Here is a 22,003-nt window from a genome sequence, read left to right as displayed (position 1 = left end):
AAAAATCATGGCCTTAGAAGACTGCCGTATTATCGAACTGCCTAAAATTAGTAATCCACAAGGCAATTTAACATTTGTAGAGAGCAACAACCACATCCCTTTTGATATTAACCGTGTTTACTATGTGTATGACGTACCCGGCGGTGCTGAGCGTGGCGGGCATGCACATAAAGAGCTGCATCAATTGATTATTGCGATGTCCGGCAGTTTTGATATCACGCTGGACGATGGCAAAAACAAGAAAAAATTTCACCTCGCCCGCTCATATTACGGACTCTATGTCTGCCCCATGATTTGGCGTGAGATAGATAATTTTTCATCCAACTCGGTGTTGATGGTATTGGCTTCAAACAAATATTATGAAGAAGACTACTACCGCGACTATGATGATTTTATGCGGGCACGCTGGGCTAAATAACTCATTGTAATGACAGTCTTAATTAAACCCCACAGTTTTAATTATCGCCCAGAAATTGATGGCCTGCGCGCCATTGCTGTGCTCTCGGTGATGCTATTTCATGCCGGCTTTAGTTTCCTGCGCAATGGTTATTTGGGTGTAGATATCTTTTTTGTCATTTCGGGCTATTTGATCACAGGCATTTTGCTTAACGACTTAAGCAATAAACAATTTTCACTGTTACATTTTTACGAGCGTCGTGCTCGGCGCATTCTGCCTGCCCTTACCATAGTATTGGTAATTACTTCAATTGTCGCGTGGTTTTGGCTTTTGCCACACGAGCTAATCGACTTTGGCAAAAGCTTGTTTAGTGCCAGTCTGTTTCATGCCAATGTTCATTTTGCCGGTACAAGCGGCTATTTTGCAGCAGCTGCCGAGCAACTGCCATTGCTGCACACCTGGAGCCTAGCTGTTGAAGAGCAGTTTTACTTTATTTTTCCTGTGGTGCTTTACTTGGTTTGGCGCTATTTTCGCCGCTTTGCACTACCTATTTTTTTTACATTGACGCTAATTTCTTACGGTTATTTTGTTGTTAAGTTACCCACCGATAGCGCCAACTACTATATGCCACACTTACGCGCATGGGAGTTGTTGCTTGGCGTGATGGCGGCACTGACCTTGCAAAACCAACCTATTCCTGCTGCATCGCCTAAGCAAGATATGTGGCCTATGCTAGGTTTAGCATTAATTGCCTTAGCTTTTAGCCTTAATTTGCCAGTAAGTTGGGTGACCTTGCTAGCCTGCCTTGGTACATTTTTGGTGATCAAGCATGGCCAGGCTAAAGGCTTATTTAATGTGTTGTTATCAAATCGTGTATTGGTGTGGATAGGCTTAATTTCATACAGCGCGTATTTATGGCATTTTCCGGTGTTGGCGTTTGCCCGTTTGCAGTTTAGTTACCATAACGGCACCGATTGGGGCTATGGCCTGATTGCGCTTTGTTTATTGCTAGCCTGGCTAAGCTGGAAATGGGTAGAGCAACCGTTTAGAAACAAAGTGTTTTTGTCACGTGCACAGCTGTTTGCTATTTCAGTGCTCTCGATTGGAGCATTGGCGGGCGCGGGCATGTTTTTGCAAGCGGATGCCGGGCAACAACAGCGCGCGGGGATGCAGGGGATTAAGCATTACAGCGCCATTCGCGCACAGCGTGGCTGGGGTGAACAATTTTGCAATACACATGCGCTGAAGTCTCGCTTAGGGGAAAATGTTTGCGTCATAGGCGATGCAGAGCAAGCACCGATTGGCGTGTTATGGGGTGATAGCTTGGCAGGCTCCATGGTGTATGGCCTTAACGAAGTATTAAAGAAAAAGAAAGTTGCATTTGTTGCTGTGATTAGCAATGCGTGTCCACCTGTTGAGGGATTGCATCATCCCCAATACGCTTGCAATCCTACACGACACTCTCAAACTGTTGAGCAGATAATGAGAGATTCGAATTTGCAATATGTTGTGTGGATAGGAAATTTTATTGGTGGCATGAACCATATTGGCACCCCCATTAAAATTGGTGATCACCTCACCTCACCTGCCCTTGTGCAAAAAAGCATGATTGCTACTTTGAAAAGACTTTCAGAACACGGTAAGCAAGTGGTGCTGATTAAAACGCCACCCAAAATGTTTCGCAGTGTGCCGGAGTTTTACATGCGCAAAAAAATTAATGACTCAAAGGGTGAGTTGGCCATTTCAGTTGATCACTATAGACGGTTTATTGCCCCTATGACTCCTGTAGTGGACGCAGTGCCAGCCAACGTTTCAGTAGTGGATACGGAAAAATACTTTTGCGATGCGCGCTATTGCTACGCAAGGAACCTCAAAGACGAACTTTTGTATGTTGATACAAACCACTTTACACACAAGAAATCCCTACAAATAGCCAATGACATCATCAATGAACATTTGAAACTATGATTCCCTTTTTAGATTTAAAAGCCGCTTATGACGAACTAGCTGATGAACTAGACCATGCGGTATTACGTGCCAGCCGCTCTGGCTGGTATATTGGCGGGCCAGAGGTTGAAGCATTTGAAAATGATTATGCTGAATACACTGACTCAAAATACTGTGTGGGCGTGGGCAATGGCTTGGATGCGTTGACTTTAGCCTTACGTGCTTTAGACGTGGGCGCTGGAGATGAAGTGATTGTGCCTTCGCATACCTTTATTGCCACCTGGCTGGCGGTGAGTGCCGTGGGTGCAATCCCTGTCCCCGTCGAGCCGCCTAGTGGCAGTTATAACATAGACGTGGAAGGCATTAAAAAAGCCATTACAGGAAAAACGAAAGTGATCATGCCTGTACATTTGTATGGCATCCCTGCGGATATGGATGCGATTTGTGCTTTGGCTAAACAACACAAACTCTACGTAGTAGAAGACGCTGCGCAGGCACATGGTTCTAAAGTGCGTGGCAAGCCGATTGGCAGCCATGGTGACGTTGTCGCTTGGAGTTTTTACCCTGGAAAAAACCTTGGTGCTTTGGGCGATGGTGGTGCGATTACGACTAATGATGAAGCGATTGCAAAGCGTGTGCGCATGCTGGGGAACTATGGCTCCGAGGTAAAGTATCACAACCTTGAGCAAGGCGTGAATAGCCGATTAGACCCCATACAAGCCGCCGTGTTGGCTGTAAAGCTCAAATATTTAGATGCGTGGAATGAACGAAGAAGAGTGATTGCCGACACCTACAATGATCAACTCAATAATAGCAACTTAACGCTACCCCGAGTGCCAGAGTGGGCCGAGCCGGTGTGGCATTTATATGTAGTGAGATCTAGGCAACGTGAGACTCTACAAAAAACACTCACAGCGAGTGGCATTGGACATTTAATTCACTACCCTATTCCACCTCACTTGCAAAAGGCTTATCAAAAATTGGGTTTAAAACAAGGCAGTTTGCCTGTCGCTGAACAATACGCGAATGAGGTGTTAAGTTTGCCGATGGGGCCTCAATTAGATGCGAACCTTTTGCAGCCTGTATTAGAGATTTTAAACCGATTTAATCTTGGCTGATTGCCTTGAGGTATTGCAGTGATAAGCATTCATCATCTAAAGATTGAATTTGGTAACTTTGTTGCTGTGGGTAACCTTTCACTGGAAATAAAACAGGGGGAACTCTTTGGTTTCTTAGGCCCGAACGGCGCAGGGAAAACAACCACTATCCGCGCCCTCAACGGCGCCTTGAAGCCGACTTCAGGCAGCATTGAAGTGTTAGGTTATGCCATGCCTAAAGGGCTTGAGCAGGTTAAACCCTTGATAGGTTATGTACCCGATACCGAGAACCATTATGAGGATATGATAGGTTATGTACCCGATACCGAGAACCATTATGAGGATATGACAGGTTATGAAAACCTGGCCCTGTATGCCCGCTTGTACGGTGTGGGAACTCACGAAATTGACCACTGGTTGGCTGTGCTACAGCTGACTGAAGCAGCACATGTAAAAGTGCGTAGCTATTCGAAGGGCATGAAAAAGAAGCTATTGATTGCGCGCGAATTGCTGCACCGTCCAAAACTGGTTTTTTTTGATGAGCCAACTGCCAACCTGGACGCGCATTCCATTCAGCTGGTTCGCAGGTTGATGCAGGATCTGGCTGCAAATGGCACGACTGTCTTTTTAACCACACATGATATGGAAGAGGTCGAGCAGATTTGTGACCGGGTGGCAATTATCGCAAAAGGCAAGCTGCTTGACTGTGATACACCAACCGCATTTATCACGCGTCATGCAGAAAGGTTCTGTGACGTACAGTTTGACCGTGGGGGGGCAAATGCGACGCGAGAGCTATGACCTGGATAGCCCTGAGCACAGACAATCACTGGCACGGATTATAGAAACAGAACATTGTGTTCGCGTCCACTCACGTGAGTTCAGGTTTGAGGATGTGTTTAAAAAATTGACCGGGGAAGCGTATCAATGAATGCCTCTCTCAACACACCCGGCTACTGGAAGCGTTTATGGATACTGTATTGCAAAGAATGGTTTCGTATCAAACGCAACCCGGCAGCCTTAATGGCAGCCGGCTTGATTGTATTGATGGCTTTTCTGGTGAGTATTGAGAACCGGGCGAACCAGATAGCCAAGCGACAGGAGCAGTTACCTTGCGGAGTCGTTTACACGCTAGACACTGAGCTGATTCAAGCACTGAAATCCAGTAAACATGCAAAAAAAGTTCGCTTTATAAAAGTGAGCCAGGAGCAACTAGCCCAAGGCATCCACTACCCTGCCAAACTGCGCTGTCTGGCAGAGATTATTGAGCAGACTGCCCCAGGCGGCGACAGAAACCAGATTGCGATCACCTATAAAGCGGTGGATGCAAACAATACACAGATGGCGCAGTTTAATCGTTGGGTGTTAACCGAAGTCGCCCGCCTGAATCCCCACATTGCGTTATCACAAAAATTGCTGCCCATCAAAGAACAATCAGCTACCCCAAAAACGCTCGGAAAAATAGATCTGGGCAGCCAGGAGGCCAAAGGCATGATAGGCGCGATGATGATTTTCTCGGCACAGTATTTTTTGTGTATGGCTTTGTTTATCAGTTTTACCGGCCATGAACGCGAGCGAGGCATTTTGCAGGCCATGGCCTTGACGACCACCAGCCCCGGGCAGATGCTGTTTGCCAAGCTGTTATTTCATAGTTCAGTTTCGATCCTGGTGAGCGTGTTGATTTATAAAGTCATTTTAGGCGCATCGTGGTCGTTTATTCTTCCATTGTTTGTCGCCGTGATACCTGTGATGTTATTTTCAAGCATAGGATTTATGGCAGTAGCGGCAATCATTGTCAGCGTGAATAAAAATCAAACCACCGCAAGTTTGGTCGGTTTTAGTTACTTGATGGTGATGGGTGTGGTGTTTTCATTGGCCAGCAAGTTTAAAGCCTTTGCTATCGTCAAAAACTGGATGTTTGAATCGCATGCCATTGAGTTGTATCAACACTGGCTTGGTGGAAAACACATGCCAGGCGCCTTAGTGCTCGCGCATATGATAGACCTGTTTTTGCTTTCATTGTTATTGTGGTGTTTGGCATATTGGCTTTTCAAACGAAAAGGGTGGCGGATCAGCTAGCCCCAATTATTAACTCACCTCCCTCCAAAGCCTGATTTTTCATTCCGTTTTAAAACGGAATCCAGCGACGTTAACTCCAACAATTAAGACACTGGATTCCCCCGTATCGGAGTACGGGGCAGGCTTAATTCGTAACAAGGAATGACGGTGGTTGTCATAGCAGCGTAGGCTGGTATCTAGTGGCGTCTAAAGAAAAGACCTAGCCTACCCCTATCGTAGTAAGAGTTAGGCTCATGTCGCGTGCGGAATAGCAAGATGCAAAGACGCTGGATTCCACATCAAGTATGGAATAACGATAGAGAATGTCATACCAGCGTAGGCTGGTATCCAGTGGCGTTGATGTCAGAGAGGCTGCATTCATTGAAGCAATCTGAAGATGGCTATTTATCTCACTCTACCAAGTAATCTGGAGCTAAGTGCAACAAGTAGCAGCGAAAGACTGGTGGTAAAAAAGGCCAGATTAAGTAGAGAAGACCATGACAATGATTCGCCATTGAGGAGTGCCAAGACGAAATGGTGCTGTGCCAGTATCGGGCAAAGCCTGGCGAATACTCCGCGAGAACTGTCATTGAGTGAGATGACGACTGGCAATAATGCCGTAACAAGCATGACGACTGTGGCATAGGTTTGTGCCTGACGCGTGTTTTTTGCCACGGTGCCCAGACACATCAAGATTGCCGCAAATAAGCCAGACAAGGGAATAAATAAGCTGAGACAAACCATGGCCTCATGCGCCGTAAAGTTAAACATGGCTTGCAGATTTTCACTGGAAAATAACTGCTGGGCTTGCAAAAAGCTGGCAACCGAGAGTATGACTAGCATCGCACCTGTCATGTAAACAGCGAGCCATTTACCCAGCGTGAGATTCCATCCATGCTTGACGGTGAGCAACAGGGATTCCATGGTGTGCTTTTCACGCTCGCCGACCGTTGTTTCAATGGCGGAACCCCAGATACCATAAAGCGCAGCAAAGACCATGAGGTACGGCAACATGCCAAATAATTTTGCGCTTTGTGCCTTGTCGGCGGATTGATCCAGTTCATCTATGATTAGAAAGTCCTGCATGCGCGGCGGCAAGGTTTGTTGCAAGCGGTACCATGCGCCCATGGTTTCAGCGTAACCACCCAACCATCTTTTTAGTCTTTGCAGACTTGCTTGTGTTCGGCCATTGGCACTGTTAGAAATAAGTTGTACTGTCACGGCTTCGCCCGCTTGCCATTGCTTGTCAAAGTCGGGGGGAATGACCAGCACCGGATCGGTCATGCGGCCCAGCTTGATCGCCTGTTCATAATCAGCAGGCGCCTGGATGATTTGTGCACTCTCACGCTTGAGATAGTTGATCAATGAGGGACTATGACTAAGACCACTGACCATGACGATGCGACGCTCTGCCTTGATTTCAAACTCAGACACCATATTGGCAAGCATCAGCAGCATCAATGGTCCTGTGAGTACAGTCACCAGAGCGATCAATAGTAGACTTTGCTTGTCACGCAGGATATCTTTGAGTTCTTTTTTAAAAATGACCAGAACCTGTTTCACTGCGGACTCTCCTGAAATGCCAGGCGGAAAAAGGCCTCTTCAAAGTCTTGAACGTCCATGACATTCACAATTTGATCTACCGTACCGGCGGCCTTGATTTGTCCCTTTACCAACACAATCACATCACTGGCGATTTTTTCAACTTCATGCATATGATGGGTTGAAAAAAGGACACATTTGCGTCCTCCGGCCTCGCTCACCAGATAAGCCAGATACTCTCGTAATTTCCTGACCGAAGCGAGGTCTAGTCCGTTCGTTGGTTCATCAAGCATGACAATATCGGGATCATGTATCAATGCCCTGGCAATTAACAGGCGCATGCGCTCACCCAGACTGCAAGTACCAGCCCGCTTTACAAGCAACGGTTGTAATTCCAGATGTTGATCAAGCACGCTGATTCTTTGCCCAATTGCCTGCACGCTTAGCCCATGAAGCTCGCCAAAATAACGGATATTTTCATAGCCTGTCAGTCGCGGATAAAGCATGGAGCCTTCACTAAGATAGGCGATTGACGCATGAGAGTCTTCGGCATGATGATCATTCAGGTATATTGCGCCACTGTCGACTGCCTCAATACCAGCAAGAATACGCAGCAATGTGGTTTTGCCTGCGCCATTGGGGCCAAGCAGTGCAGTTACCCTGCCACTGTTGATCTTGATGAACAAATTATCCAGCACCTTAACCGGACTTCTGTAGCTGCTACCTTCTTTAACTGGATAGCTTTTGGTCAAATAAAGCGTTTGAATCATAGACTCCTCGGCTTGATCATGGTGCAACGCCTGGCATCACTGGCAGTGGGATGTGGGTCAGGCAATCCACCTCCAACCCTTCTGTGGTCATGCCAGTTGACTTTGGCATTTTGTCCTGTAATTGAAAATAGCGTGCTATGACATCTTTCGTGCATCCGAATGGTAATGCACTGCTCCCCAACCCTGGCAAAGCTAGCTGTACTATTTCCGGCCCCATCCCTGCATAATTAACAGCGTGTACGGATTGACCTGAAAGTACCAGCGTTTGAGTTGCCGGCAGTGCAACGAGCGTTTGCCTTACGTTGTTGCCAACGCCAGCGCACAATGTTTGATAGCGTTTTTTGATATTTTCGAACATCGTCGCTTCAAGAGGCGTGCTATTCTGCCATGTTCGCTCTGAATGCCAGGACCTCATCCAGGGGATACATTGCTCTGCAAGATAGATTGGATCACTTAAGGTGGGCTGGCGACGTGTCCACTGCGTGGCAAAAGACTGATAGAGCGGATTGAAATCTCCTTTCAGTGCTTGATGAATGAGGTTGGGCAATTGTTGGGCGTGTACTGGGGAATTCAACATTTGCATGATTGCAACAGACAGGAAAGGCGCTGTCAGGATGATATTTTCCTCTTGATAATTCCGTGGATTGCGAACCGCAACATTTACCGGTAAGCGTGCAAACAGGCGGTTTAGATCAGTTTCTGTGTCAGCCGCGTCAACAGCACATTGTTTACTAAGCACGCACTGTATATGCACATTATGCAGAATCTGACTGGCAGACTGAATTTGTGTTTTCAAGCCAGGAGACATATCAGGGTTATCCCATACCTGAAATAATATTCTACCGGGAGAATGCGCCTGCCAGGCACTGGCAACCGCGGCCCCGGAACGCTCAGCAAAAATAGTGACCTGTTCTAATTTAAGAGCGTTGGCAACTGCATCGTAATACTTGGCTAATGCCTGTTCACTGACCTCATCAAGACTCCCCAGTTTGCCAAGTTGCGCACGACATTGATGCAGGTAATCATCATTGTCAAACCGGTTCAAACGCATCATGACCGAAGATTCACGCGCGCCTTTTTTGCCACATTGTGGATCAAGACTCTCCTGCGCTGGCGAAAATTCCAGCCAAAGGATATCTCGCCGGTTACGCAGTTTCGACAGACTGTTAATAATGAAAGCAGCCCGCTCGCTGGAGGGCTGGCTGATCCCATCAGGAATCCAGATTACAGGGGAAGGTTTTGGGTATCTTACCCTGGAAGCCACCTTGAAAACGGTGACTTCCAGAAGCTGCTTTTTCGAGACAGGGCTGTCAAGTTTAAGCGACAGGCATTCAATCGCGTAAGGGTAGCCGGGAATCCGACATGGCGTGAATGCTGACGCCTGTAGTGAAAAGAACACCAGAAACAGCCACAATTGTAGACGCATCAATACAATACCGGATAAGTTGTCTAAATTCGGTTTAAGCAGCAAACGCTTTGAACCAACAAATTCCACCAGACGATTTGCAATCTGGTGGCAGATCGTTTTATAAGGAGTTGCCTTGTAAAGCGCTCGATGAAAATCCGGTTTAAAACGCTACTGTTCAAAATGAATTATTCTCGAATGCATTCTAGGGTGACTCAGGACCAGTGTCTTTAGACTGTTTTATGTTGGCTGTTTTTTGACATAACGCTCACAACCACATAACAAGGGCGTTTGGCGAGCAACCTCTAGCCTTCGTTATCATCATAAGCACCAATGACTTGGGTAATTAATCAAATAAGTATCAACTATTGGTCCCAGATTGATCGCAAAAAGCTTCCGTGAATTCGAACCAACACAAGCGTCAAACACAGGATCAGGTTTTGACGCTCTTAGATTAATTCTTCAGCATCACCGCAACATCTTTAGCCAGCGGAATGGCGTAACTGGTTGCCGCCAATACATGATTAGTCTCGGGCTGCACCACCTTCAAATTGACGAAAATATCCTGCGATGTTTCCACATAGGTACCAACCACCACTGCCTGCGCACTGACTGACTTGGCAATTTCCTTGAGCTCACGCGTCATTAAAAACTCGCCATCTTCACGTATCATCAGGTCACCCCTGAGTTTGGGTTCAACTACCTGATACTGCAGTTGCGAGAATCTGGCCGAAACCTGCTCTGATAACAACCTGCCAAAAGTGGAAGTACGGTTTAACTGGTTGATGCTGACTACACTTGCTACCAACACAGGATAATCTTTTTGTACTTTAGCCTGCGCAAGTTGACTTGCCATTTGATCAACGGCAGCTTGATTTTTCTTGATGAATTCCGTGCTGCCAAGATAACTTTTGGAATAATCCTTGTGCGTAGCACAACTGCTCAAGAACAACATTAAAACCAAAGCATATCTCATTTACCGGCTCCTACAACTTGGTACTGATGAATCAGCGGCTCTTCATTTTCTAGAGCTTGATAAAGGCTTGTATCGCTATCAACAATGTAATAAATGTCTTTAATAATCGCGACATAGCGATTCTGCCTTGAAACCGTGACATCAATCACAACCTCTGTTTGCGGGGTACCTCCTGAAAATTGATGGCTTGAGAACCAATCGTAAACATCATAAGCATAAATACCGGCTGTAGCTCCGCCATAAGCAGTGGCCCCCAATCCCTTTAATGTCCATAAGCCCGTTGCAATCGCTGATGGGTAACCTACATCATGCGGTTGTTTTCTACCATGAGAAAATTTAATAATAGTTGGATTTAACTCTATCAATACTTGATGTGCGGGAGGCACTCGCAGACTTTTTGATTTACTCTTGTCTGGCTCAGGTTTTAAAACGGTATATCCAGCTACGACCAAACTACTCACCACATCTTGGTAAAGATTCTTTGAGTAAATGGAATGAGGATCGCTGATAAAAATAACCTCATCCTTGCCAACTTTACCCGCCAGCCGCTCCACCAATTGTTTGCTTACTTCATTGTTAATCAAGTCCCAGTGCTTTGCGGCTTGCAATACATGTTGTTCTGTATTTTCAAAATTCTTAGCTGTTGGCACTTCAGAGTACTTTGGTGTACACGCGCTCACTATCAAAGCCATGCCGATGAGAAAAATTGTATTTGTTTTCACTACGCCACCCTTTGTAAATTGGTTTAATACAACCACCATAGAAAGGTTTTTTGGTTGATTAGATGCAAATAATGATATTTTTTATTTCAGATTTGAATAATGCAAAAACCATACCTTGCTTGGCTGTTCACATGCGACATCAGGCCGTCGTCGATGCCTACAGGGCACTCGTCTATTATGACAAGGAACTCTGTCACCCCACCTTCAACCTTAAACATTTTCCCGCCCTGTCATACCGGCGAACGCCGGTATCCAGCGACTTTAATACCTTCCGAGATGTCCCTTTACTGTTTCAAAGACCCTGGATACCAGCTGTCGTTGGTATGACACAGTAAGACGCGATTTTAAAAGTATTGAATGACCTGTTAATTGCCCTCGATAAGAGTCACACCAGCTGGCAACATAGGTTGAATAATGAGAGTACCGATAACAAAAAACCCGCCATGTAGCTGGCGGGTTTTGCAGTGCTGGCAACCAAGAAATTAGTCGCGATTGCCCAGTAATGCAAGCAGGATATTCAACAGATTTACGAACAGGTTGTAAATATCCAGATACAGGCTGAGGGTTGCCATGACATAGTTGGTTTGACCACCACGGACAATCTGGTTGACATCGTACAAGATATAACCCGAGAAAATCAGCACAGACACACCGGAAATAGCGAGTGACAAAGCCGGGATTTGGAAGAACATATTAGCCAAACCAGCTACGATTGCCAAGATCAAACCGATCATCAAGAACTTGCCAATACCGCTGAAATCACGTGCCGGTGAAGAACCAATCGCAGCCAAACTCAGGAAGGTAATCCCTGTACCAGCAGCGGCCAGGCCTACAATCTCTGCGCCATTACGCAGATGCAGCGCGAATTGCAGAATCGGGCCTAACATGACACCAAAAACAAAGGTCATGGCTAACAACAACCATACACCTACACCACTGTTCTGGTTAATGGAAATCAACTTGAACATACCAAACATCACGGCCATGAAGCCGATAAAAAACATGAATGGGTGCGCGGCCATCCAGCCAAAATTCATTTGCATGCCAACATAGGCACCAATTACGGTGGGAACCATGCTCAAGCCGAGCAATGCATATGTATTACGCAGCACGCGATTTTGTGCCGCGGAAACGTTACCCTCACGACCTAAAACTTGCATATCTGACATAGTGTTTCTTCCTCTCTACGATAAAACTTTATAACCTCTTAGGCTTAAGATAATGGCAAATGCACAAAGTTTCAAGCTTTTAACATGACATTTGTATGAATATTACCGGCGGCTACAGCTTCCAGATGGCATAACATGCCAATGCAATCAAGATGATACGTGTGATTTGGTAGACGGTTTTATTCCATTTTTTAAAACGGCGGCGGTACTGCCCCACCACCCAGGCATAATGAAACAAGCGATTAATCAACCCGGTTTGGTCACCTGCTTCATTCGGTGAACTGGCCGCCGTGACGATGGTGTTTGCCAAAAAGCGGTTAACCGCCTGCGCCCAGCCATAGCGCATGGGGCGTTCGATATCACAGAACAGGATAACACGGGTTTCATTAGTCTTGTTGTAAGCCTCATGAATATAGGTTTCGTCAAACATCACTGCCTGCCCGTCGCGCCAGCTATAGTCTTCGCCATCCACACGGATAAAACACTGGTCATTATTGGGCGTCGCCAGCCCCAGGTGAAAACGCAAGGAACCTGCATAAGGATCACGGTGTGGACGCAGGTGCGCACCGGGCGGCAGTTCAGCGAACATGGCCGCTTTGACACTAGGGATACTTTGCAGCAACGCGACTGTTTTCGGGCAATAAATAGTGGCAGAAGGATGATGCGCGTCATACCATTTGAGGTAAAAACGCTTCCATCCGGTTTTAAAAAAAGAGTTAAAACCGGCATCGTTATTAGTTTGCGCAGCGGCGATACGCTCCTGTTCGCGTACGTATATAGCTTCTTCACGAATCTCTTGCCAGCGGTCTGTGATCAACTTGAGTTCAGGAAAATCATTCACCGGCAAATAGGGGGTGGTGGGCGCTTTGGAGAACAAATATAAAAACACATTAAACGGCGACACAATGCCGGAATGGTCGAATACCTGGCGGTAAAAGCGATGCCGTACCTTGCCGCGGAAATGCACGTAGCTCACGGACGACAAGAACAGTCCTAAAATAATCCATTTCATAGTCAATACCAATAAATACGCACTAACGTTTGATAGCGAAGCTTACTGTATTGTCACATGCTCAGGCAAACAAATCAGACTCTTTTTGCCCGACCATCGCGACGCGCTTCACCGCATCGACATAATAGGCTGATTCGCGCAAAGCAACCATGTCTTGCGGATGGTGCCCGCCATGCATGCGCGCCAGGCGCGCGATACTTTGAGCTGATATTTTCCACTCCAGGTTGGCTAACAACTCGTCAGCCAAGTCAGGGCGGTTGCACAGCAGCACCATGTCACAGCCTGCATTGAGTGCAGCCAGCGTACGCGCCGTGACATCCCCTGCTACAGTGGCGCCCTCCATACTCAAGTCATCACTGAAAATCACGCCATTGAAGCCCAGGCGCTCGCGCAGCACTTTTTGCAGCCAGCGCGGCGAGAAGCCAGCTGGTTTTTCATCCACCTTGGGATAGATGACATGCGCAGGCATCACGGCATGCAAGCCTTCGTCTATCATGCGCACAAACGGCTGCATATCGTTTTGTGCAATCTGGTCAAACTCACGCTCATCGACCGGGATACTGACATGCGAATCGGCCACCACAAAGCCATGCCCAGGGAAATGCTTACCCACAGCCGCCATACCTGCTTTTTTCAAGCCTTGCATCAGGCTAAAGGCCAGCTCGTTAATGGCCTGCGGATCGCGGTGAAAGGCGCGGTCACCAATGACCAGGCTATCGCCATAATCCATGTCCAGCACTGGCGTAAAACTAAAATCCACGCCATGCGCACGCAACTCGGCGGCCAGCACATACCCCGCTTCTACCGCCAGCTCTTTTGCCTTGCGCGGGTTCTTGTCCCAAAGATGCCCAAACTCGCGCATGGACGGGATTTTGGTAAAGCCTTCACGAAAGCGCTGCACGCGCCCACCTTCGTGATCTACCGCAATGAGCAACGGCGGCTGACGCACTGCATGGATACTGGCGGTGAGTGCCTTTAGTTGCTCACAACTCTCAAAGTTACGCGCAAATAGAATCACCCCACCCACCAGCGGATGTTGCAAACGGCGGATATCGTCGGCTGTTAATTCTTTGCCAACCACATCCAGCATGACGGGACCTAAACTCATTCTGTCATCCTTGAAGGAAAATAGTGTCTATTTTAAACGATAAAGACTGGTCGTTTCTCTGGATCGCGCTGCATACAGCGGATCTGACTGATCACTGGCCTTGGCATGCTTGGGTGTAATATCCATTTTTTCTACCACTTTTAAACCTGCATCAGCTATCCAGATGTCTAACGCGCCTTGTGCACGCAAGCCAATCAACTCTGCCAAATTGGACATCACCAGCCAAGCTTCACCCTCCGGATTTAAATGCGCTTTCACTCCGTTTAAAAAGCCTTTGAGCATTTGACTATCAGGGTCATAAACGGCGTGCTCTATGGGTGCATTGGCTTTGGCGGGCAGCCAGGGCGGATTGCACACAATCAGGTCTGCACTGCCCTCCGGAAACAGGTCGACTTGGGTCACTTGAATATTCGCCTGCATGTTTAACCGCTGCACGTTTTCGATGGCACAGGCCAATGCGCGTGGATTGGTGTCCGTCGCGACGACATTTTTTACACCACGTGTGACCAAAATGGCGGCAATCACACCCGTCCCCGTGCCTATATCCCAGGCCACTTGCGGGTTATTAAGCTGTGCCTGATCTATCAAATCCAGATATTCACCACGTACCGGCGAATAGACGCCATAATGGGCGTGGATATGGGCATTGAGGGCGGCAATCGGTACACCCTTTTTACGCCATTCGTGGGCACCGACCATACCCAGTAACTCACGCAAAGACAACACCAGTCTGGCAGGGAGTTTGTCTGTTTTTTCATCGACGATGAGCGCTCCCTGCACTGCTGCTTTTACCTCTGGCGCGCGCGGCAAATCACACACACCGTATTTGAGTTCTATCAGCACTTTGTTAGTGATATTGGCACGGCCAATCTGGCGGGCGCGGTGCTGGTGAAAGGCTTCCAGCATGGTGGCAGCAGGTTTGGCAGGTTTGCGGTCTACACGACGGGTGATGGCTTGCAACAGCTGTTTGGCATTTTGAAAATCACCGCGGTAGAGCAAGGCAGTGCCTTCACAGGCCAGACGATAGGCTTCATCTGCCTTGGTGGTGTCATCTGCAATGACCACGGCTTTGGGCGGCGGATTGCCTGCCTCGGATTGCCAGTCAGCAGTTTGGGTTTGTTTCTTTTCGTACCAGTTAATATGGTTCAATGGGGTTCCGATAGCTAAAAAATGCGTTGGTAAAATATGGATGCTTCACTTAGAGTTTAAAAGGGTTGAAGTCCGTGTGGCTATCATAGTAATCCTCATGCTCTGCTCGCTTGAGAAACGCGACAATTTTATAGGTGACGGGCGTGAATGCCACCTCTACCAATACCTTGGCCGTGAATTGTGCCAGCACGATCTGCGGCATCATGGCATCGGGGAACTCGCCTGAACCGTAAAACGCCAGCGGAAAAAATAAAATAGTATCCACCGCCTCACCAAAAATGGTGGAGCCTATGGTGCGGCTCCATAACCAGCGGCCTTGCGTTAGTATCTTCATTTTGGCAAGCACGAACGAATTAACAAATTCCCCGGCTGCAAACGAGATCAGCGAGGCGATTGCGATACGCGCGGTAGATCCAAATACGGATTGGTAAGCTGCTTGGTCATGCCAGTCTGGCGCAGGAGGCAAGGCGACGATGACCCAGGCCATCAGGCTAGCAAACGCCAGGCAGATAAAACCTACCCAGATCACACGGCGTGAGGCGGCATAACCATAAACTTCGGTCAGGATGTCGCCAAAAATAAAACTGATGGGGAAAAACATGATGCCTGCGCCAAAGGTGAGCGCCCCCAGCAACGGCGCATGGACTTCGGTAATTTTGCCCGGGCCAATCAGGTTGGAGCAGACCAGTACCACGGCAAATGCCGCCATAATCAGATCATAGTAGCGATACTGTTTTCTCATGCCTGCCTTTCGCTACGCACATCCAGTTTGTCACGTAATACATCGCCACCCAGGTTGATGGCCAGGATCAAACTCATCATGCATACGCCCACAGTGAGTACATAATGAGGCGCCACCAGCATAAAACGTACGGCATCCCGCAACATGGCGCCCCAAGATGCATTTGGGGCCTGGATGCCCAGGCCAAGAAACGACAGCGAGGCCTCGGCAATCATGACGCTGGCCATGCTGTAAGCCGCCTCCACCAGCAAAATCGAAACCAGCAATGGCAGTATATGCAGCCGCATGACCCGCAAGCTGCTGGCGCCCAGGGATTCTGCCGCCAGGACATGCAGACGCTGGCGCAAGGCCAATGATTGCCCGCGTGTCAACCTGGCGTAAGTGACCCAACCGGTCAGGCACAGCGCCAGAATCAGGTTGTTGATCCCAGCCCCCAGCACAGCTGCAAATGCAATTGCCAGCAACATCCCAGGAAAGGCTAGGAAAATATTGGTCAGCTGCATCAGGGCAGCATCCAGTTTGCCGCCTTTATAGCCCGCGACAAGGCCAATACTTAAACCTATGCTCATGGTCACGGCAGTGACCACCACGGTGACGAGGAAAGACACCTCTACCCCACGAATCACACGTGCCAATATGTCACGCCCCAAATCATCGGTGCCCAACCAGTGTTGCGAACTGGGCCATTGCAAAATGGCATTGAGGTCAATCTGGTTGGGATTCAAACCCACTGCATGGCCCATGATCACGACCAGCAGCCAGAATCCCAGGGTGAGCAATGAAAACGTTTTCATTACGCAGCCCTCGTGCGTGGGTCCAACCAGCGATAAACCATGTCTGTCGCCTGATTAATCAATACATAACTGAACGCCACCACCAGCACGCAGGCTTGCGTCACCGGGTAATCACGTTTTTCTATGCTATCTACCAGCAGGCGGCCGATGCCGTTCCAGCTGAAAATGGTTTCGGTAATCACGGCGCCTGCCAGCAAGCTGCCCATCTGCAAACCAACGATGGTCACTAAAGGCAACAAAGCGGCCCGTAAGGCGTGCTTAAGCAAGACTTGACGCTCACTCAAACCTTTGGCCCGTGCAGTACGGATGTAATCTTCATTCAGCACCTCAAGCAAGCTGGTGCGTGTCATACGCGTCAAAATAGCGCTTAAGCCCAAGCCCAGGGTTAAGGCTGGCAAAACAATCGCGGCCTGGCTGCTCATGCCACTCACGGGCAACCAGCCCAACCACACCGCGAACACCAGCATCAGTACCGGCCCCAGCCAGAACGCAGGCATGGCGGCGAGGCGGATACTCAACATGGTAATCAACACATCCTGCCAGTGCCCGGCCTTGAGTGCAGACCAGATACCCAACGGCACGCCTATCGCCAGGCCGATTGCCAATGCCACGATGGCCAGTAACAGGGTCGCCGGATAGGCTTGCCACAATAATTGCGAGATAGGAGTTTGTGTGTGAATGGAGGCACCAAAATCCCCTTGCAGCAAATGCATGACATATTGGCCGAACTGCACCAGCAAAGGTTGATCGAGGCCAAGTTGCGCCTTGAGGGCGGTGCGGTCAGCGGCACTGGCAGATTCGCCGAGCATGACATCGACCGGATCGCCCGGCACCAGATGCAGCAAGGCAAAGGTCAGGCAAAGCACCCCAAAGACTACGGGCAACAATGTTGCAAAGCGTTTAATCATCCGTCTCGCTGATATTGACGGTGGTCCCCACGGGGACGCGGTCAAATAACTCAACCAGGTCAGCGTTACGCATGCGCACGCAGCCATGCGAGCCGGGGACACCCAGTTCGGTTTCATCCGGCGTGCCATGAATATAAATATACCGCTGCATGGTATCCACATTCCCCAGGCGGTTTTTGCCTGGCTCGGTGCCACTCAGCCACAGAATACGGGTTAAAATCCAGTCGCGCTCGGGAAATTCCAACTTTAACGCTGGTGTGAAAATTTCCCCTGTTGGCCGCCTGCCGACAAAGACCGTGTTCTCAGCGGCGCCATCGCCGATTTTGGCACGGATGATATGCGCACCCAGCGGCGTGCAGCCACTGTTTTTGACACAGCCCACCCCATTCGCAGCCGTCGATACGGCATAGCGCGCCACTTGTCCATCATTGTCGTCAAACAGGGTCAGGGTTTGTTGGGGGATAGAAATTTCAATATGCATAGGCATTATTCTAAGCGATTTGCACCTTGTCGCATGCGATTTGATGCAACCCAAGCGCGTCGCGCATAAATTCCATTAAAATCATCACCGACTCTCATCACTTGAATCAGGGCGTAACATGGCACATCACGAATTACACTTTTTACAACGCAGCGGCTGGTTGCGTGCCGCCGTGTTAGGCGCCAACGATGGCATTATTTCTACTGCCAGCCTGCTGATGGGTGTGGCTGCCGCAGGTACAAATCATGAAACCATATTGATGACTGGCATCGCAGGGTTGGTGGCAGGTGCGCTCTCGATGGCGGCAGGTGAGTATGTCTCGGTCAGTTCACAAACAGATATAGAACAAGCTGACCTCGCACGGGAAGCCGCGGAATTGAAAGACAACCCCGAAAGTGAATTGCGTGAGCTGACGGGCATTTATATCCAGCGCGGCCTGTCGCCCGAACTGGCCAGGCAAGTGGCGCAGGCATTGTCAAAACATGATTCACTGGCGGCACATGCGCGCGACGAACTAGGTTTGCATGATAACAATCAAGCCCAGCCATTACAGGCAGCGCTGACCTCTGCACTCGCTTTTAGCAGTGGTGCGATGTTACCGCTCATCACCGCCTGGCTGGCACCGCTTAGCCAGGCACAAACCTGGCTTACCGTGAGCACCTTGCCTTTTTTGGCCTTGCTCGGCATGGTATCTGCCCGCATCGGCGGCGCCAAGGTATGGAAAAGTGTCAGCCGCGTGGTGTTCTGGGGCGCCCTTGCCTTGGCAGCCACAGCACTGATCGGCCGCTGGTTTGGCGTCAATCCTTAACGCTTGGTTATCACCCGTTAGCAGGCATTAATTCGCAGCCGGGGTAAATGCTACCTTCGTCAGCCCATCCCAATTACCATCCGGCATGGGCCGGTAACTGGCAATCGTATTGCGGTAAGCCGCAAACTGGCCTTCATACCATAACGGAATCACCGGCAATTCACTGTGCAGTCGGCTGGTCACAGCTGGCCAGTCTTCTTTTCTCAGCAATTGGTCCAGCACTGGATCCTGGTAGCGGCCACGGTTGAATCCCTGTGGCGGCAAGCTGTTGGAAGCAAAGACCTTGCTGTAAATCTCTGGCGTTTTAATCCCTACCCAGGTCAGACCATATATCTGGAAGTTTCCTTTTTGCACATCCGCAAAAAACGTCCCCCAATCCAGGCTTTTGATTTGCAGGTCTATGCCCGCCTCTTGCATTTGCGCCTGCAAAATAGTCGCCAGGCGCACACGCTGCGGATCGGTACTGGTTTTATAAATCAGCGTCAGAGGCAGCTTGACCCCTGCTGACTGCAACAACTGCCTGGCCAGTGCTGGCTGGTATGCATAAGGCTGCAACGCCGCATTGCCGGCATAATGCTCAGGCGGCAAAATGGCATTCGCCTGGCGGCTATGGCTGACCATGACCTTGTCGATAACCGCCCGCGTATCAATGGCGTGTGCAATGGCACGCCTGACACGGACATCGCGTAAAAAGTCTGCTTGCACATTCAGGCCCAAATAGGAATAGTTTGCACCTATCCCGGTTTTGACAGTTACATTGGACTGTTTTTGCAAATACTTCACCAGCTCGGGTGGCAAGTCACCCTGAATTAAATCGGCCTCCCCACGTTTTAGCTTGAGTACGCGCACGTTAGGGTCTTTGACCTCTTCAAAACGGACTGTGAGCCCATCACTGAGGCGTTTGAGCTGTAACTCAGTCTGCCAATGATCGAGCTTGAACGGACCACTGCCAACAGGCTGATGCCCAAAGTCATGTCCGTTCGCAATTAAATGGGCAGGCAAGATACCGACCATCAGGCGGGCGGCAAAATGCGGGTCAGGATGGCTGAGGGCAAAGTCTATGGTTTGTGCATCAGGGGTGGAGATATGTTCGATATGCCTGAATTCAGCGGTATGCGGAGAATTTTTTAATTGCAACAAGCTCTCATAGGTCGCCTTTACATCGGACGCGGTCAGGGGTTTGCCGTCATGAAACACGGCTGACCGGCTAAGCTGAAAACGGTAATGCCGGGCATCCAGCATTTGCCATGTCGCCAATCCTGGCACCTCATGCGAACTCGCGTCGAATTCCACCAACCGCTGGTAAATGAGCCGGTTTATCCGCTCTGAAGCCGCATCGGTGGCAAAGCGCGGATCCAGATTCACCGGGGCTTGCGCAACAGCAAAGATCAGCGAACGTGGCGACCCGTCTGGCTGGCATCCCGCCAGTGCGCATATCATCGCCAGCCCCGGCAACCAGCGGCGCAATACATTGGTTACCACGTTACGCCTTCTCGAAAATCGCAATCGATTCTACATGGGCCGTGTGCGGGAACATATTCATGACACCGGCCGCTAGCAGGCGATACCCTTTCACTTGCGTCAGGATAGCCGCATCGCGTGACAGCGTAGACGGGTTACATGAGACATACACAATCCGCCAGGGGGCATGGCTTGAAGCACTATCGCCTGCATCTGGCAAGGCCTTGATCAGTTCAATGGCGCCATCGCGGGGTGGGTCCACTAGCCATTTGTCAAAAGCACCCAATGACTGCAATGACTCAGCTGTCATGTCAAACAGGTCAGATTCGGCAAATTCCACATTACTCACGCCATTTAAATCGGCATTCTCTATCGCGCGTTTCACCAGTGCCTGCGACCCTTCAACCCCGTAGACGCTGGCACCACTGCGCGCAATCGGCAGCGTAAAGTTGCCCAGGCCACAGAAAAAATCGGCGATGCGCTCCCCTGCTTGCGGCTGCAACAACTGCATGGCGCGGCGTATCATGACCCGGTTAATAGCCGGGTTCACCTGGGTAAACTCAGTCGGACTGAACGGATATTCAAGATTGTATTCCGGCAGGCTGTAATGTAACTTGTCGCCATGCTCGAACAACGGTTTAACCGTGTCTGGCCCTTTGGTTTGCGTCCACACCTGTGCACCATAGGTGTCTTCAAAGGTTTTCATCAAGGCAATATCCGCCTCAGTGAGCGCTTCCAGAATCCGGAAGACCAGCACCGTGGCATCTTCACCCACCGCCAGCTCGATCTGTGGCAAAGACTGCTTGATGGATAATTGCCCGATGAGTTGCTTCAATGGCACGATGAGGTCAGAGACGGGCTGCGTCAACACTTCGCAGCTATCCATAAAGGTCACAAAACTGCTGCCTTTTTCATTAAAGCCAACCAGTACCCCGCCCTTTTTCTCCACATAGCGCACGCGCAAACGAGCTTTGTGGCGGTAATGCCAGGGTGTACCCTGGATGGGCGGCAGGATTTTTTCCGCACGGACGCGTCCGATATGCCATAAGTCATCTTCAAGCATGCGTTGTTTAGCAGCCACTTGCGCGGAAAACTCCAGATGCTGCATGGCACAGCCACCACAGGTACCAAAATAAGCACAGCCTGGTGTCACGCGCTGACTTGAGGCTTTAATCACTTCTACTGTTGTTGCCAGCTCGTAGGTCGACTTGACATGATGCGAGACAAATCTGACCTCTTCAAAAGGCAATGCCCCTTCGATAAAAATCACTTTACCATCGACATGGGCGACTCCACGGCCTTCCTGGTCCAGGGATTCAATATTGGCGGTTCTGGGAATCTGCGCTGCCTTGGCGGCTGGCGACAGGTTGGAGGATCTTTGACGGTTGTTTCTCATAAACTGTTATTTTACCTGAATTGGGCATACAATCCCTCAAGAACCCTCATCGAAAATAAGG

The 22,003-nt window shown here is 49.3% G+C and carries 21 protein-coding genes; 6 read left to right on the top strand and 15 right to left on the bottom strand.

All coding sequences use genetic code 11. The annotated features are described in order from the left end of the window. Nucleotides 1-7: 7 nt before the first annotated feature. The 5 genes from ACJ67_RS05390 (at nucleotide 8) to ACJ67_RS05370 (ending at nucleotide 5,520) form a co-directional block, all read left to right on the top strand. Nucleotides 8-418 carry an FdtA/QdtA family cupin domain-containing protein gene (locus ACJ67_RS05390; protein ID WP_049638189.1) on the top strand — a complete coding sequence of 137 codons (411 nt, stop codon included), beginning with the start codon at nucleotides 8-10 and terminating at the stop codon, nucleotides 416-418. Between the two features lie 9 nt (nucleotides 419-427). Continuing rightward, nucleotides 428-2,365, top strand: a complete 1,938-nt coding sequence (locus tag ACJ67_RS05385) for an acyltransferase family protein (protein ID WP_049638188.1) — start codon at nucleotides 428-430, stop codon at nucleotides 2,363-2,365. Next, a complete protein-coding gene (locus ACJ67_RS05380; protein ID WP_049638187.1) occupies nucleotides 2,362-3,462 on the top strand; it encodes a DegT/DnrJ/EryC1/StrS aminotransferase family protein in 1,101 nt (366 codons plus the stop codon). The genes ACJ67_RS05385 and ACJ67_RS05380 overlap by 4 nt, the downstream gene beginning before the upstream one ends. 18 nt (nucleotides 3,463-3,480) lie before the next feature. Then, on the top strand, nucleotides 3,481-4,242 hold the full coding sequence (locus ACJ67_RS05375) for an ABC transporter ATP-binding protein (protein ID WP_049638186.1): 762 nt from the start codon (nucleotides 3,481-3,483) through the stop codon (nucleotides 4,240-4,242). 126 nt (nucleotides 4,243-4,368) lie between these two features. Then, nucleotides 4,369-5,520: an ABC transporter permease gene (locus ACJ67_RS05370; RefSeq protein ID WP_049638185.1), complete on the top strand. Its 1,152-nt coding sequence runs from the start codon at nucleotides 4,369-4,371 to the stop codon at nucleotides 5,518-5,520. Nucleotides 5,521-5,904: 384 nt separating this feature from the next. Here ACJ67_RS05370 and ACJ67_RS05365 read toward each other — a convergent pair whose 3' ends face one another. The 13 genes from ACJ67_RS05365 to ACJ67_RS05305 form a co-directional block, all read right to left on the bottom strand. Continuing rightward, nucleotides 5,905-7,062: an ABC transporter permease gene (locus ACJ67_RS05365; RefSeq protein WP_049638184.1), complete on the bottom strand. Its 1,158-nt coding sequence runs from the start codon at nucleotides 7,060-7,062 to the stop codon at nucleotides 5,905-5,907. Next, nucleotides 7,059-7,811 carry an ATP-binding cassette domain-containing protein gene (locus tag ACJ67_RS05360; protein ID WP_049638183.1) on the bottom strand — a complete coding sequence of 251 codons (753 nt, stop codon included), beginning with the start codon at nucleotides 7,809-7,811 and terminating at the stop codon, nucleotides 7,059-7,061. Before ACJ67_RS05360 ends, ACJ67_RS05365 begins: the two co-directional genes overlap by 4 nt. A gap of 16 nt (nucleotides 7,812-7,827) precedes the next feature. After that, complete coding sequence (locus ACJ67_RS05355; protein ID WP_156171648.1) at nucleotides 7,828-9,237, bottom strand: hypothetical protein; 1,410 nt, start codon at nucleotides 9,235-9,237, stop codon at nucleotides 7,828-7,830. 433 nt (nucleotides 9,238-9,670) lie between these two features. Further along, nucleotides 9,671-10,171: a FlgO family outer membrane protein gene (locus ACJ67_RS05350; protein WP_255350799.1), complete on the bottom strand. Its 501-nt coding sequence runs from the start codon at nucleotides 10,169-10,171 to the stop codon at nucleotides 9,671-9,673. Nucleotides 10,172-10,188: 17 nt separating this feature from the next. Beyond that, nucleotides 10,189-10,953, bottom strand: coding sequence for a hypothetical protein (locus tag ACJ67_RS05345; RefSeq protein WP_049638181.1), 765 nt, complete (start codon nucleotides 10,951-10,953; stop codon nucleotides 10,189-10,191). Between the two features lie 443 nt (nucleotides 10,954-11,396). Further along, on the bottom strand, nucleotides 11,397-12,083 hold the full coding sequence (locus tag ACJ67_RS05340) for a Bax inhibitor-1 family protein (RefSeq protein WP_049638180.1): 687 nt from the start codon (nucleotides 12,081-12,083) through the stop codon (nucleotides 11,397-11,399). A gap of 112 nt (nucleotides 12,084-12,195) precedes the next feature. Further along, complete coding sequence (locus tag ACJ67_RS05335; RefSeq protein WP_049638179.1) at nucleotides 12,196-13,095, bottom strand: aspartyl/asparaginyl beta-hydroxylase domain-containing protein; 900 nt, start codon at nucleotides 13,093-13,095, stop codon at nucleotides 12,196-12,198. Between the two features lie 61 nt (nucleotides 13,096-13,156). Continuing rightward, the gene (gene nagZ / locus ACJ67_RS05330) at nucleotides 13,157-14,203 is read right to left on the bottom strand and encodes a beta-N-acetylhexosaminidase (protein ID WP_049638178.1); all 1,047 of its coding nucleotides are present in this window, start codon (nucleotides 14,201-14,203) and stop codon (nucleotides 13,157-13,159) included. 27 nt (nucleotides 14,204-14,230) lie between these two features. After that, on the bottom strand, nucleotides 14,231-15,352 hold the full coding sequence (locus ACJ67_RS05325) for a class I SAM-dependent methyltransferase (protein WP_049638177.1): 1,122 nt from the start codon (nucleotides 15,350-15,352) through the stop codon (nucleotides 14,231-14,233). 49 nt (nucleotides 15,353-15,401) lie between these two features. Then, nucleotides 15,402-16,094, bottom strand: a complete 693-nt coding sequence (locus tag ACJ67_RS05320; RefSeq protein ID WP_049638176.1) for a queuosine precursor transporter — start codon at nucleotides 16,092-16,094, stop codon at nucleotides 15,402-15,404. Further along, nucleotides 16,091-16,888 (bottom strand): ABC transporter permease, encoded by a 798-nt coding sequence (locus ACJ67_RS05315; RefSeq protein ID WP_049638175.1) that lies wholly within the window; start codon nucleotides 16,886-16,888, stop codon nucleotides 16,091-16,093. The genes ACJ67_RS05320 and ACJ67_RS05315 overlap by 4 nt, the downstream gene beginning before the upstream one ends. Then, complete coding sequence (gene nikB, locus ACJ67_RS05310) at nucleotides 16,888-17,796, bottom strand: nickel ABC transporter permease (protein ID WP_049638174.1); 909 nt, start codon at nucleotides 17,794-17,796, stop codon at nucleotides 16,888-16,890. The genes ACJ67_RS05315 and nikB overlap by 1 nt, the downstream gene beginning before the upstream one ends. Further along, a complete protein-coding gene (locus tag ACJ67_RS05305) occupies nucleotides 17,789-18,277 on the bottom strand; it encodes a L,D-transpeptidase (protein WP_049638173.1) in 489 nt (162 codons plus the stop codon). Before ACJ67_RS05305 ends, nikB begins: the two co-directional genes overlap by 8 nt. A 118-nt stretch (nucleotides 18,278-18,395) precedes the next feature. Here ACJ67_RS05305 and ACJ67_RS05300 point away from each other — a divergent pair, with 118 nt between their 5' ends. Then, nucleotides 18,396-19,085, top strand: coding sequence for a VIT family protein (locus ACJ67_RS05300; protein ID WP_049638172.1), 690 nt, complete (start codon nucleotides 18,396-18,398; stop codon nucleotides 19,083-19,085). A gap of 27 nt (nucleotides 19,086-19,112) precedes the next feature. On the opposite strand, the gene ACJ67_RS05295 is transcribed toward ACJ67_RS05300, so the two are convergent. Both ACJ67_RS05295 and rlmD read right to left on the bottom strand, forming a co-directional pair. Further along, nucleotides 19,113-20,525 (bottom strand): ABC transporter substrate-binding protein, encoded by a 1,413-nt coding sequence (locus ACJ67_RS05295; protein ID WP_049639792.1) that lies wholly within the window; start codon nucleotides 20,523-20,525, stop codon nucleotides 19,113-19,115. Between the two features lie 43 nt (nucleotides 20,526-20,568). Then, nucleotides 20,569-21,942, bottom strand: coding sequence for a 23S rRNA (uracil(1939)-C(5))-methyltransferase RlmD (gene rlmD / locus ACJ67_RS05290; protein WP_049638171.1), 1,374 nt, complete (start codon nucleotides 21,940-21,942; stop codon nucleotides 20,569-20,571). Between the last annotated feature and the right edge of the window lie 61 nt (nucleotides 21,943-22,003).

It is taken from the genome of Methylophilus sp. TWE2, from assembly GCF_001183865.1.
Classification (GTDB): domain Bacteria; phylum Pseudomonadota; class Gammaproteobacteria; order Burkholderiales; family Methylophilaceae; genus Methylophilus.
Note: the sequence above shows the minus strand (reverse complement) of the source record. Positions and strands in the feature narration are given on the sequence as shown.